The sequence below is a fragment of the Mesorhizobium sp. RIZ17 genome (assembly GCF_051127865.1).
GTDB lineage: Bacteria > Pseudomonadota > Alphaproteobacteria > Rhizobiales > Rhizobiaceae > Mesorhizobium > Mesorhizobium humile.
The window spans coordinates 77,914-90,283 of sequence record NZ_CP147861.1; the positions used below are offsets into that span (position 1 = coordinate 77,914).

Consider the following 12,370-nt stretch of genomic DNA (forward strand, 5'->3'; position numbering starts at 1 on the left):
AGTGGTTTGATCTCTTGAGCCTGTTCAGTGTTCCGGCACCTGCAGCCAGGTCTCATGCAGATGTCGCCATTCGACGCCGTTGGGCGCCGATGAACTGGTGGTGAAGACGGCGCTCGACTGGCGGCGGCTGCGCTTGCCGTCGCGAAGCTGCGCCTCGACATAGAGGACGACGATCGTGTCGTCAGTCTGCCAGCCGGGCCGGATATCCTCTATCGAAATCGCAAGGCCGTCGTCGCAGGTGGCGCGGCTTTGCCTGACATGGTCGACGACGGCGTCGCGATCGAGGACCGCACCGCTCGGCGCGACCATGGTCAAGCCTTCGCCCATGACGGCTTCGAAACGTGCGAAGTCGACAGTGTCGGCGCGCGCGGCGACGAACCAGTCAACGAAGAAGCGGTGCAGGTCGACGATCTCGGTGCTGGCGCGGGAAAACAGCGAGGCCTCCTGGCTCATGGCGCTCATACCCGGCCAGCATTCAGATTGTAGTGCATGATCGAGCCGTGGCGGCCATAGCGGTCGCGCTCCAGCGTGTAGACGTCGCCTTCGAGACCTGGGCTTTGCGCGATCACCGCCCCGATCGCCGCCTTGTCTTCAAGGCTCAGTTGCACGTCCATGATTGCCGCGTTGGCAAGCGCATGCGCCTGGTTGCGGGCGCCCACGATGACGGCCGCGACCTGAGGCTGTTGCAGCACCCAGGCGCTGGCGATGGTGGCGATGTCGACGCCGTGGCGGTCGCCGACCACCTTCAATACGCGTAGCAATTGCTGGAAGAGATCCCAGCCGCCGAAATCGTCGATGATCAGCTTGTATTTGACCAGCGAACGGTTTTCGAGCGGCGTCGCCGGTTCGGCAGCGCCAAGCCATCGATCGCTGAGGAAGCCGCCGGCGACGGAACCGTAGCAGAGGAAGCTGACGTCGTTCCTGGCGGCAAGAGCTGCAAGGCTGCCCGCCGGCCGCTGGTCGAGCACGGAATATTGCAACTGCTGACTGACCAGCGGAATGCCCGCCGCGAGAATCTCGGCGAGCCGCGGCGTGTCGAAATTGGTGGCGCCGAGATTGCGAACCTTGCCCTCGCGGCGCAGTTCGTCGAGCCAGGCCATAGCCTCGACATAGCGAGGTTGCGCATAGTCCCACCAGTGGAACTGCACGAGGTCGATGCGCTCGGTCTTCAGCCTGCGCAGCGACTGGTCGACGATTCCCCTGATATAGTCGCGGCTGATGCCGGCCAGCCGCTCGAGGTCGGGCACCAGCTTGGTGTGCACCTTCATCCTGGCGGCGGCATCGAGGCCGCGTTCGTTGGCAAGCCGCAGACGCGTGGCGCCGATCAGTTCCTCGACGCCGGTGTAGATGTCGGCGCAGTCATAGGTGAAGATGCCGGCGTCGAACGTGGCGATAAGATCGGCCACCGCCTGCTCACGGTCTATCGCGCCATGGCCGCCGGCCAGTTGCCAGCCGCCGCGAATGACGCGCGAGATGGTGTAGCCCGAGGCGAGTTCGAAAGTCTTGGCGGTCATTTATGCTCCGTCTTCCCGGGCAACGGCACCGCCGTCGTTTCGGCATGACTGAACCGCCGCTTGGCCACCCTGACGATCCTGAGCCGGCTGGCGCAGTTGGGATCGGGACAGGCGATCTCGGCGTCAGACGTCATCCAGTCGTTGGCGTGCGTCGGCCGCTGCTTGGCCGCCAGCAGCGGAAGCACGGCGGCAATCGAATAGATCGAAAAGCCCTGCCCCGCCGGCAGCGACAGCATCTCGCCCTTCAGTTCGAAATAGTCGCCGGTCTTGGCGCCGCAATAGATCGGCTTGCCCTCGGGGATGACTGCCTCGACGCGAAGGTCGAAGAGCTCGAAACTGTCGTCGCGCTCGGCCATTTTTCAGGTCTCCACTCGCGTGAAGGTGACGTCGCAGGCGCCATTGCGGCGGATGACGCCGCAGCCGGCGGCGAACTGTTCCCGCTGCTCCGGCAGCACCTGTGCTACGACGCTTCCAGCGAGCCACCCAATCGGAAACAAGAGCCGCGCGCCCTGCCCGTAGAACAGGCCGATGTCGAAGATCGCGTCAGGATTGCCGCCCCACATGCGGGGCGGCACATAAGAGAGCACGATGTCGCCGGGCTGAGGCGTCAGTGTCGCATTCTCGGCCGGCAACGGCTGGACATAGAGCTGGCCCTCCAGATGCGACGGCGGCACCGGACAGGAGATTTCAGGACCGGTCCACATCGCGTGGATGCCGGCGACCACGCGCGGCTCCTCCAGATAGCTCCAGAGAAAGGCAGCATTGCCCGGCGCCTTTTCCGGCAGCAGCAGCGCCGTCGCCGACAGGCCCGAACGCGGCTCGGTGATTTTTATGGCGCGCTTCGTCATGTCACTCCGTTCGGGCCTTGGATTGCAGCTTGTCGCGAAGGAAGGCAAAGGGCCGACTGATGTCGGCCACCAGTGCTTCGCGCGCGGCCTGCGCGTTCTGCGCCGCAAGCGCGGCGACGATGCTGCGATGGTAGTGCGCGGTGTCCACTTCGCCGGCTTCGGAAAAGGCGTAGATGGCGACGCGAATGCATGGGCCGGATTGCAGCCAGAGACTCTCTATCATCGGTATCAGCACTGCAGACCCGCAGGCACGGTAGATTTCGAAGTGAAAGCTCTGGTTGAGCGTAACCTCGCGGTCGACATCCTTCTTGTGCTTCAGCGCCCGGACCTCGTCCCATTCGCGCAGCAGGGCCTCGACGGTCGCGATTCCACGCGGCCCCATCCGCGTTGCGGCGAGCGAGATCGCCTCCCCCTCGATCAGGATGCGCACGCGCAGCAGGTCGTCGATCCGCTCCAGCGTGATAGGCGGCACGCGCACCGAGCGGTTGGGCAGCGCCTCGAGCGCTTTTTCCGTGATCAGCCGTCCGAGCGCCTCGCGCACCGGCATGGTCGAGGTGACCAGCGCATCGGCAAGTCCGCGAATGGTCAGCACCTGGCTTGGTTCGAACAGGCCGCCAATCAGAGCGCGGCGCAGCTCCGAATAGACGCGATCCTGCACAGTCTCGCGGCCGACCGGCGCGAGTTGCGCGGCGAAAGCGTCATTGTTCCGCTCCACGGCTGCCTTGTGCATGCGCTCCCGACTCCAGCCTTTTTGGCCGACCTGCCTGTTTTCGGCTTGCGGAGAAAATTAAAGCTGATTAGCGTGATCAAAGCAAGTGTGATCACATATCAAAATCAGGAAACGATAAACGCTTCCGGCCCGAGGGACTGATGGGTGAGACAGTGAAACGGCACGGGCCTGGAACTCAGGAGCCGGTGCTGGCGGCAAAAAACGTCGTCAGGCGCTTTGGCGGGCTCGTCGCCGTGAACGATGTCTCGTTCGATGTCCGCCCTGGCGAGATTCTGGGCCTGATCGGCCCGAACGGCGCGGGGAAAACGACGATGTTCGACCTGCTTGCCGGCAGCATCCTGCCATCCAGCGGAGAGATCTATCTGGGCGGTCTCCCCGTTTCCGGCGAGGCCGCGCACCGCCGCATCGGACGAGGCCTCGGCCGCACGTTCCAGATCCCACGGCCGCTTCCCAACCTGACGCTGATCGAGAACGTCATGCTTGCCGCGCAAGGGCAGACCGGCGAACGGCTGCTTGCCAATTTCCTCACGCCGTGGCGGGTCGCCGCCGAGGAGAAAGCCGCTGCGAAGAAAGCCGCCGAGCTGCTGGAGCTCGTCTCGCTGACCCGTCTGGCGTACGAGCCGGCTCGAGTGCTTTCCGGCGGCCAGCGCAAGTTGCTTGAGCTCGCCCGTGTGATGATGGCCGATCCGGCGATCATCCTGCTCGACGAGCCGGCTGCCGGCGTCAACGCGACACTGCTCGAAGTCATCATCGACCGTATCCGCGATATCAACGAGAGTGGCATTACCTTCCTGTTGATCGAGCACAACATCGACATGGTGACGCGGCTTTGCCACCGCGTTCTGGTGATGGCGAGCGGCGAACTCCTGCGCGAGGGCACCGCCGACGAGGTGGCGCGCGACCCACGCGTCATCGAGGCCTATCTCGGGGGTGTGGCATGACCGAACCCGTGCTTGACGTCAGCGATCTCGAGGCCGGCTACGAGCCTGGCGTGCCGATCGTGCGCGGCGCCTCGATCACCGTCAACAAGGGCGAGATCGTCGTCGTCCTCGGCCCGAACGGCGCCGGCAAGTCGAGCCTGATCAAGGCCATCGCCGGCCTTGTCCCGATCAGCCGGGGCAAGGTGCTGCTCGATGGCAAGGACATCACCACGGCGCCCGCCCACACCATGGTCCGCCTCGGCCTTGCCTTCGTGCCGCAGACCGAAAACGTCTTTCCGCGGATGTCGGTGGAGGACAATCTGAAGGTCGCCTGCGGGATCCTCGAACGACGCCAGGCGCCCGCCCGCATCGACGAAATGTACGCAGCCTTTCCCGACCTTCTGCGCCAGCGGTTGACCCCTGCCGGCAACCTCTCGGGCGGACAGCGGCAGATGCTCGCGGTGGCGCGGGCGCTGATTGTCCATCCCAAGGTGCTGGTGCTGGACGAGCCCTCGGCCGGGCTGTCGCCGAAATTCGTGTCGACGGTGTTCGAGATGCTTTCGGCCATTCGCAAGTCCGGCGTCACCATCCTGCTGGTCGAGCAGAACGCCAAGGCAGCCCTCGCCATCGGTGATCGCGCCTATGTGCTGGTCGAAGGCAAGGAACGGCACGAGGGGGCTGCCTCGACGCTGTGGAACGATCCAGTCGTCGCGGAGCTCTATCTCGGCCAGCGGCCGCTTCACAAGGACAGCGCAAGACGCACCGAGACGGGAGGCGCGGCATGAGCCTGCAATTCGTCGTCGACGGGCTGCTCACCGGTTCGATGATCGGACTTGGCGCCATCGGCGTGACGCTGACCTATTCCATCCTGCGCTTCTCCAACTTCGCCCATGGCGATTTCATGGCCTGGGGCACCTATGCGACCTTGGCCGTCGTCGGCGCCATTGCCGCCATGTTCGGCAAGGTGGCGCCGATGGCGCCCTTGTCCTTCGGCTGGCCGCTCATCGTTGCGCTGGTCGCCGGCATGGCATTTACGGCCCTGCTAGCGCTGCTGCTCGACAAGGTGCTGTTTTCGCGACTGCGCAAGCAGGAGCAAGCGATCATCGTGGTGATGGGAAGTTTCGGCGCCTCGATGGCTCTCAGAAGCCTGCTCGAATTCATCTTCACCTCGCGCCCAACCTATTTCAGCCGTGCCATCCAGATCGCGATGCCGGTCGGCTTCGGCATCCGCATCACCCCCGATCAGATCGCACTGCTGCTGCTGACCGCCGTGCTTGTGCTTGGCGTGCACCTTTTGACCACACGCACCCAGACCGGCCGCTCCATGCAGGCGATGAGCCAGAACCCGGCGCTAGCCCGCATCGCCGGCATCGACGTCGCCAGCGTCGTGCGTGTCACCTGGGTCATCGGCGCCGCACTCGCCTGCGTCGCCGGCGTGATGATCGGCGTCCTGGTCCAGATCCGCCCGCTGATGGGCTTCGACATGCTGCTGCCGATGTTCGCCGCCGCCATTCTTGGCGGCATCGGCAGCATTCCGGGCGCCGTGCTCGGCGGCCTGATCATCGGCCTCGCCGAAGCCTGCGCGGTACAGTTGATCGGCGCTGAGTGGCGCGCCGCCGTTTCTTTCATCATCCTGATGGCAGTGCTGATCGTGCGCCCCATCGGGCTCTTCGGGGTGCGCGAAAGATGATCGATCTGGTGGGCTACGGCGCCTTCTTCCTGACGACGGCATTGATCTTCTCGCTGATCACGCTGGGCCTCAACCTGCAATGGGGGCTGACCGGCCTGTTCAATGTCGGCCTCGCCGGCTTCGTCGCCATCGGAGCCTACACCTCGGCGCTACTCACCACGCCCGACGACCCCGCGCGGCTGGGCGGCTTCGGCCTGCCGATCCTCATCGGCTGGCTGGGGGCGATGCTCGTTGGTGGGGTTGCCGCGGCGCTAACCGGCATCGCCACGCTGCGGCTCAGATCGGATTATCTGGCTATCACGACTTTCGGTGTCGCGGTCGTCGTCCAACTGGTCGCGCTCAACGCGCAGAAGCTCACGGGTGGTCCCTTCGGCATCGGCTTCATCCCGCGACCCTTCGGCGACCTCGCCGAAACGCCGTTGCTCTTCAACCTGTCGAATCTGGCTATCATCTCGGCCGTGACGCTCGCCGCATATCTGGCCCTCGAACATCTGACGCGCAGTCCGTGGGGACGCGTCCTGAAGGCCCTGCGCGAAGACGAACGCGCCGCAATCTCGCTCGGCAAGAGCGCGCGCTTCTATCGTGTCCAGGCCTTTGCCGTCGGCGGCGCGATCATGGCGCTTGCCGGCGCGCTCCAGGCGCATTTCATCGGCTTCATCGCGCCCGACAATTACCTGTCGATCCTCACTTTCCAAGTCTGGGTGATGCTGATTGTCGGCGGCTCCGGGAGCAATGCCGGCGCCGTTGCAGGCAGCGTGCTGGTCTGGGCGATATGGGCAGGCTCGGGCGCGCTCACCAGCGTGATCTTCGCGCCGGAGCAACAGGCACGAGCCGCATCTCTGCAAATCGTCGCCATCGGCGTTATGCTGTGCGTCATCCTGCTGGTTCGGCCAAACGGCCTGTTCGGTCAACGGCCAGGGCAGGTTCGTTTCGGCAAAAAGGCGAAGGTCATCGCCGGCGAGAGCGGGTCCTGAACGCAATGGCGCGGCAGGAGGCGCTTTCCCTGTGGCACGCGGTCAGCCGCGATCGCCATCCCCGGCCAATGCTGGAAGACAGGCTCGATGTCGACCTTGCCGTTGTCGGCGGCGGTTTCACCGGCCTGTCGAGCGCGCTGCATGCCGCCGGCAAAGGCCTTTCGGTTGCTGTCCTCGAAGCCGAAATCATCGCCTGGGGCGCGACCGGCCGCAACGCAGGCTTCGTCGTGCCGAACTTCGCCAAGATGGATCCGGACGCCATAGTGGCGCATCTCGGCGCGCAGCTCGGCGAGCGGCTGATCGGGTTCGCCGCAGGCAGCGCCGACCTCGTGTTCAACCTGATCGAGCGCCATGGCATCGCCTGCGACGCCGTGCAGAACGGCTGGATACAGGCGGCGCACTCACAGGCTGCTCTCGGAACAATACAATCCCGCGCCAGGCAGTGGGAGGAGCGCGGCAGGCCGGCGGTGATGCTGGACAGTCAGCAGACCGAAGCGTTGACCGGCGCGCGAGGCTATGCCGGCGGATGGATGGATCGCTCTGGCGGCGTGCTCAATCCGGTTGAATTCGCGCGCGGCCTGGCCGATGCGGCCGAAAAAGCCGGCGCGCGGATTTTCGAGCGCGCGCGCGTCACCTCGATCGACCGTGCGTCCGATGGCTGGACGCTGACGACGCCGTCGGGTCCAGTCCGTGCCGGCAAGGTGCTGATCGCCACCAACGCCTATGGCGGAGCGCTCAACCCGACACTTCAGCGGACCTATTTTCCGCTGAAGGTTTTCCAGATCGCGACACAGCCCCTGCCGTCGAAGATGCGTCAGCGCTTGCTGCCTGGAGGGCAGGGTTTCTCCGACACCCGACGCAATCTCATCACCTTCCGCTTCGATGCCCGAAATCGGCTGATCAGCGGCGGCATGCATGTGGTGGGCGCGGGCGCCGACACGCGAGTGCCACAGACAATCTGGCGAAGGCTAGCGCGGTGTCTGGAACTGCCTGACTTGCCGCCGCTCGAGTATAGCTGGTCGGGGATCGCCGCCGTCGAACCGGATTTTCTGCCGCATCTGATCGACCTCGGCCCAGGTCTGATGGCGGCCCGCGCCTGCAATGGGCGCGGCATTGCCATGACCACGGCCATGGGCAAGGTGCTGGCCGACTGGGCGGCTGGGACAGAAGGCCGCGACCTACCGCTGCCATTCGCGCCGCCGGCGCCGATCCCGTTCCACAGCCTGTTGCGCTACGCGCCCAACATACTGCTGCCTTGGAGCATGTTGCGCGACCGGCTGGATCAGGCTGGTTAGGGCAGGTTCCGACCAAAAGATCGCTGGATTGTGTTTCAGGGCCAAATTCAAACCATCGCCTCATTTCGACAGATGGAAAGGCAGATGGTCCGCGATACCTCGAAGGACGGACAGTGAGGGAAATCGGCTCGCAGCGAAGGTCAGGCTGAAAGCCGGTCCAAGTTGGAGCCGGCTCTTTATGTCTGTCCGATGACCGTTATTGGGCGGCTTGTTTCTGACGACTAACGTCCACTTGGCGGCGCAAAGCAGCCGTTCGCTTCGCGGAAAACGTACGTCGACAACGGGGCAACCATACCGTTCCCTGGTCTTTTGTAGATCCGAGACAGGCCAACTCGTGGAAAATATCAAAGCGTTTCCGAATGTACGAAAACACGGTAGCGCTCTCGCGATTCGGTTCAGGCGGCCGACGAGACCATGTCTCCGGATCATCTGCAGCGTCAGGCGGATGCAGCACCCTACCTGGCCAAGCAGGCCGGCCGCAACCGGGTGGTGCCTCACAGACCGGAGTCTGTCGCGCCAAAATATTCGGTCGACACGATGATACCTCGATTAGGCCGCGGGCGCGTAAATCCGCGCGGCGTTAACCACGACAGCATCCAGTAGCGAACTCCCGCGCCGGTTTCCCGTTTCTGAACCATGGAAGGTCGCGGAAAAGCTGGATTCCATTACCGTTCTGAAACATCTGGCACACGAAGATCGGGGAACGTACCTGCGAGCTTTGTTGGCCGCACTTGGCGGCGCGCCAAGATAGCTTGCCTGAAGCGCTTTTATGGCACCGGCCGGAGCTCGATCGTCGGAAGCAGCATGAAACCATCGGTCGAGCCGGCAGACCGCGTCAGCGACCTCATCAAATCCATCCGTAAGGGGCGATTGGAAGGCAGCGGAGACTGCAAACCACAATCCTCGTCTCGAGAGAACCTTACGAGTCCGTAAGGTCGTTTTCCATAAGCCGCAGTCACCGGCTTAGGTTCCTCGGGTGATCTTATCCAACCCTAGCCGTATGCGCTGGCCTTCCGCGAAAGCCAACGCATACGATTCCAGTTCGAATGAGCGGGTGAGTTCTTGCTGGTCTTCCACCACGAGGACGAGCCATTCGTCGCTGGCTTTCACCACCTCGACGCGAGCTGACATCTTGGGTCTTATCGGAATGACGTTATCCATCGCATGCTTCCCGAGAAAGCAATGGGAACGTCATGTTTTATAAGTCGGGAAAATTGGGCATTTCAACTGAATTTTTCGTGCGTGTGCTGCGCAATGAAAGAGCCCGCTCTTCTGGCGTGGGGCGGGCTCTTTGTCGGGACCTCCTAAGGAAAGCCGGCGTCTCCCATCTTTGCGGTGAAAGGCGACAATCCATCCCGACGCGGCGCGCTCTAGGTTGGAGAGAAGATGCGCCGTCCAATGAATCAACATGAGCTGAGAACAAAGGTTCCGACCCCATCAGCTCACTCATGCAGAATCGCTAAAATAGCTTGTGCAAATGACTCCTTTGAGGTCGCCGAGTTCGGCCTGTCGGTTCATTCTGATCGCGCGGCGAACTCCGATTCGCCGGGCCGGCGCCAGGACACTCTCCCAACAGGCAACAGGCGCCGGTCACCTATCAAGGGCTCTCCGGCGCGGCGGCCCTCATTGGCCGGTTGCTTGAAGCTGGAAGTCCCGCATCCAATATCTTCCGAATGGCGCCGCGAGCGCTATTCGACACGTTGTGGATGTTTGCTTCTAATGCATGTCGCGCAAAAGTGACCTCGGTTTTGCGGCAACGACATGCATCAAACAAAGGACCTAAAGCGCGTCGCCTGAATCCGTTTCAGCGCGACGCGCTTTAGCCGCCGCAGAGCGGCCGAAACTAAGCGGAGGAAAGTATGGCAGACATTTTTGAACCGCCGGTGCTGGTGGACGACCCATCTTTCGGCATGAGGGCGATCCGGAATGCGATGGACGCGATCGAGTTCCTCGAAGAGTGGCCTTTCGAACAACGAAGCAAGTTGCATGCATGCGCCTGCGAGGCCTGCTGCGCCGCGTATGATGGACGCGGTGAGGCCGACGTGGCTCGGAAAGCGTTTATTGCATGGGCACGCTGGGCGGGCATCCGCGCCTGTGGATCGGCGATGTTCGATGGGGTGGAACGGAGCGGCGTCGTCGAATTGTTCTGAGAAAGACCTCGGCCTCAAACAGCCACTCCTGTTTGGGCCCGGCTGGGCAGGATAATCCGGCGGCACGTAAGTCGTGCCCCCGGCAATGCCGAGATAGCCCTTATCTATTTCGATGCCGATAAAATAAGAGGACCTGCTTCACAAGCCACCACCGGACCTGCCCGAGCCCATGACAGAGTCTAGCGACGTCCCTCCCCGGCAGGAGGGTGAGGCGAGGCAAAGCGCTACCCCCGGCCCCAGAACTGGCGGATGATCACCTCCTACTGATCCATGGGACTTTAGTCCGACGGCTGCGCGCATTGGTCTCAATCGACCTTCGCAGTGAAACATCAAAGCCGGAACGACATTGCTTTGGTGGATCGCTGAGAACGGCCCCTATCGGCGGCTCTGCCGGTCTCGCATCGGCATTGGGCAAGGGGCACATATAATGGAGGTATCGAATGAAGACGATGATCACCAATTCTATCGCCGGCCTGTTGCTCTTGTCAGGCATCAGCGTCGCAATAGCGGATACGGTGGTTCTGGCACCTGAACAGGAGACGACCATCCGCGAGTATGTGAAGAAGGAGCCTCTTGCCTCGATCAAGTTGCCAGGCGTGGAGTTGAAGATCGGGAGCACGGTGCCGGAAAAGGTCGAGCTGCATAAAGTACCCAACGTGACGTACGAATACACCGTGATCGACAATCGGACCGTGGTCGTCGATCCGAAAACCCGTACCGTCGTCAAAGTTCTCGACTGACAGGCGAACCCTGGCGGGAGCGCAATTCGGCGCCCCGCCATTTATTCGGAGTTCGCAACATGTTTGGAACTGACGCTCCTACAAACTGAAGGGCAAGCGCAGGATAAATCTCCCCGAACATAGGTGCGATTATCGATCGCAAGCTCTTCAAGCGGGCGTAGGCATCTGGGGCACGCAGTTTGCGCGCCCGAGCTGGATACAGGCTGAGCAGAGAGCTGCGGCTGTGGAGCGACGTGGGTCACGACTGGGGTTATGGCACCTGATTGGGCCTCTACCCGGACGACCAGCTTCCAGAGAGCGTCAACCAAGTCGCCCGGGCTGCGGCGTGCGGGCCGCAACCCAGGCGTCGATGCATCAACTCTTGATGTCAATGCGCTTGACTTGCGACTGTGCCTTCTCGCTCTTCGGCAATGTGACAGTCAGCACGCCATTCCTGAAGCGCGCCTCCACCTCGTCTTCCTTGACCTCGTAGCCGACCGGGATACGGCGCTCGAACCGGCCATAGTAGCGTTCGGAGAACTGCCTATCCTTGTCGTCCGTCTCGGAGCGTTTCTCGCCCCGCAGCGTCAGCACGCCGTCGTCGAGCAGGACCTCGATGTCTTTCTGTTCGAGGCCCGGCACCTCGGCGGTCACCTTGATCTCCTTCTCTCCGTTGGAGATCTCGACGCTCGGCCAACCGGCGCCGAGGGCGGAGACACCGCCGAAAGACGGCAAACGGCTGTCGAAGCCGCGGAAAACATCGTCGAACAGGCGGTTTACCTCACGATGCAGCGACAGGAACGGATCGCGTTCGCCGTCGTGGAACACGCTTGGAAGCTGGTTGCCGTTGCTCCGGCCCCAGGGGATCAGATCACGGACACTCATAATTTCCTCCTCTCTGTTGAAAAGGCTTCCTATTGCGCCGGGCAATGTGCCCGGCGCTTGCGCGAGTGCGCCGACAAGAGACACTCAGGCAGCCTGCTTGTCGGCTTCGATCTTCTTCGTCGCGCCTTTGGGCATCGCCTTGTCAGCTGCGATCTCGATCCGGCGCGGTTTCATCTCTTCCGGAATCTCACGCTTCAGATCGATCGTCAGCAGGCCATTGACCAGGCTGGCGTCGACGACCTTCACATGATCGGCAAGCTCGAAGCGGCGCTGGAATGCGCGACCGGCAATTCCGCGATGCAGGTATTCACTCTTATCCTCGCCGGCTTTCTGGCCTGAGACCATGAGCATGTTCTGCTCCTGGGTAAGGTCCAGTTCGTCCTGCGCGAAGCCGGCCACCGCCATGGTGATGCGGTAGGCGTCTTCGGCGGTCTTGGCGATGTCGTAGGGTGGCCAATTGTCGACGGTTTCGATGCGGCTCGCCGTTTCGAGCGCGTTCAACATTCGATCGAAACCGATGCTCGACCGGAACAGCGGAGTGAAGTCAAAATTGGTTCTCATAGCTACATCCTCCATTGAGCAACATAGATACGAGGCGCGCCAAGGAAGCGGCGCCCCTTGACCTTGCCGGTCTCTCAAGCACCG

The 12,370-nt window shown here is 62.7% G+C and carries 15 protein-coding genes and 1 pseudogene; 8 read left to right on the forward strand and 8 right to left on the reverse strand.

Annotated features, from left to right (window positions below; translation table 11 throughout):
* Positions 1–24: 24 nt before the first annotated feature.
* From WDX12_RS00405 to WDX12_RS00425, 5 genes are read right to left on the reverse strand one after another with little or no spacing between them, the layout of a single operon-like run.
* Positions 25–453, reverse strand: a complete 429-nt coding sequence (locus WDX12_RS00405) for a DUF4440 domain-containing protein (protein WP_434723569.1) — start codon at positions 451–453, stop codon at positions 25–27.
* Positions 454–458: 5 nt separating this feature from the next.
* Positions 459–1,514, reverse strand: a complete 1,056-nt coding sequence (locus WDX12_RS00410; RefSeq protein ID WP_434723570.1) for an aldo/keto reductase — start codon at positions 1,512–1,514, stop codon at positions 459–461.
* Positions 1,511–1,870 carry a TIGR04076 family protein gene (locus WDX12_RS00415; protein ID WP_434723571.1) on the reverse strand — a complete coding sequence of 120 codons (360 nt, stop codon included), beginning with the start codon at positions 1,868–1,870 and terminating at the stop codon, positions 1,511–1,513. The genes WDX12_RS00410 and WDX12_RS00415 overlap by 4 nt, the downstream gene beginning before the upstream one ends.
* Before the next feature lie 3 nt (positions 1,871–1,873).
* The gene (locus WDX12_RS00420; protein WP_434723572.1) at positions 1,874–2,362 is read right to left on the reverse strand and encodes a DUF3830 family protein; all 489 of its coding nucleotides are present in this window, start codon (positions 2,360–2,362) and stop codon (positions 1,874–1,876) included.
* A 1-nt stretch (position 2,363) separates the two neighbouring features.
* On the reverse strand, positions 2,364–3,092 hold the full coding sequence (locus WDX12_RS00425; protein ID WP_320293743.1) for a GntR family transcriptional regulator: 729 nt from the start codon (positions 3,090–3,092) through the stop codon (positions 2,364–2,366).
* Between the two features lie 140 nt (positions 3,093–3,232).
* On the opposite strand from WDX12_RS00425, the gene WDX12_RS00430 reads away from it, so the two are divergent.
* The 6 genes and pseudogenes from WDX12_RS00430 to WDX12_RS00455 form a co-directional block, all read left to right on the forward strand.
* Positions 3,233–4,033: an ABC transporter ATP-binding protein gene (locus WDX12_RS00430; RefSeq protein WP_434723573.1), complete on the forward strand. Its 801-nt coding sequence runs from the start codon at positions 3,233–3,235 to the stop codon at positions 4,031–4,033.
* Entirely contained in the window at positions 4,030–4,797 is a 768-nt protein-coding gene (locus WDX12_RS00435) for a branched-chain amino acid ABC transporter ATP-binding protein (RefSeq protein ID WP_434723574.1), read from the forward strand. The genes WDX12_RS00430 and WDX12_RS00435 overlap by 4 nt, the downstream gene beginning before the upstream one ends.
* Positions 4,794–5,702, forward strand: coding sequence for a branched-chain amino acid ABC transporter permease (locus tag WDX12_RS00440; protein ID WP_434723575.1), 909 nt, complete (start codon positions 4,794–4,796; stop codon positions 5,700–5,702). Before WDX12_RS00435 ends, WDX12_RS00440 begins: the two co-directional genes overlap by 4 nt.
* Positions 5,699–6,676, forward strand: coding sequence for a branched-chain amino acid ABC transporter permease (locus WDX12_RS00445; protein ID WP_434723576.1), 978 nt, complete (start codon positions 5,699–5,701; stop codon positions 6,674–6,676). The genes WDX12_RS00440 and WDX12_RS00445 overlap by 4 nt, the downstream gene beginning before the upstream one ends.
* Positions 6,673–7,971, forward strand: a complete 1,299-nt coding sequence (locus WDX12_RS00450) for an NAD(P)/FAD-dependent oxidoreductase (RefSeq protein ID WP_434725751.1) — start codon at positions 6,673–6,675, stop codon at positions 7,969–7,971. The genes WDX12_RS00445 and WDX12_RS00450 overlap by 4 nt, the downstream gene beginning before the upstream one ends.
* Positions 7,972–8,394: 423 nt before the next feature.
* Positions 8,395–8,574, forward strand: a pseudogene (locus tag WDX12_RS00455) (hypothetical protein); the annotation flags it as partial.
* A 360-nt stretch (positions 8,575–8,934) separates the two neighbouring features.
* Here the strand turns inward: WDX12_RS00455 and WDX12_RS00460 are convergent.
* Positions 8,935–9,132, reverse strand: a complete 198-nt coding sequence (locus WDX12_RS00460) for a hypothetical protein (RefSeq protein WP_320293737.1) — start codon at positions 9,130–9,132, stop codon at positions 8,935–8,937.
* A 698-nt stretch (positions 9,133–9,830) separates the two neighbouring features.
* Between WDX12_RS00460 and WDX12_RS00465 the strand changes: the two genes are divergently transcribed.
* Positions 9,831–10,121, forward strand: a complete 291-nt coding sequence (locus tag WDX12_RS00465) for a DUF982 domain-containing protein (protein WP_320293736.1) — start codon at positions 9,831–9,833, stop codon at positions 10,119–10,121.
* Between the two features lie 440 nt (positions 10,122–10,561).
* Positions 10,562–10,861, forward strand: coding sequence for a DUF1236 domain-containing protein (locus WDX12_RS00470; protein ID WP_320293735.1), 300 nt, complete (start codon positions 10,562–10,564; stop codon positions 10,859–10,861).
* A gap of 354 nt (positions 10,862–11,215) precedes the next feature.
* Here WDX12_RS00470 and WDX12_RS00475 read toward each other — a convergent pair whose 3' ends face one another.
* Entirely contained in the window at positions 11,216–11,725 is a 510-nt protein-coding gene (locus WDX12_RS00475) for an Hsp20/alpha crystallin family protein (protein ID WP_320293734.1), read from the reverse strand.
* 84 nt (positions 11,726–11,809) lie between these two features.
* Entirely contained in the window at positions 11,810–12,286 is a 477-nt protein-coding gene (locus WDX12_RS00480; protein ID WP_434723577.1) for an Hsp20 family protein, read from the reverse strand.
* Positions 12,287–12,370: the final 84 nt, after the last annotated feature.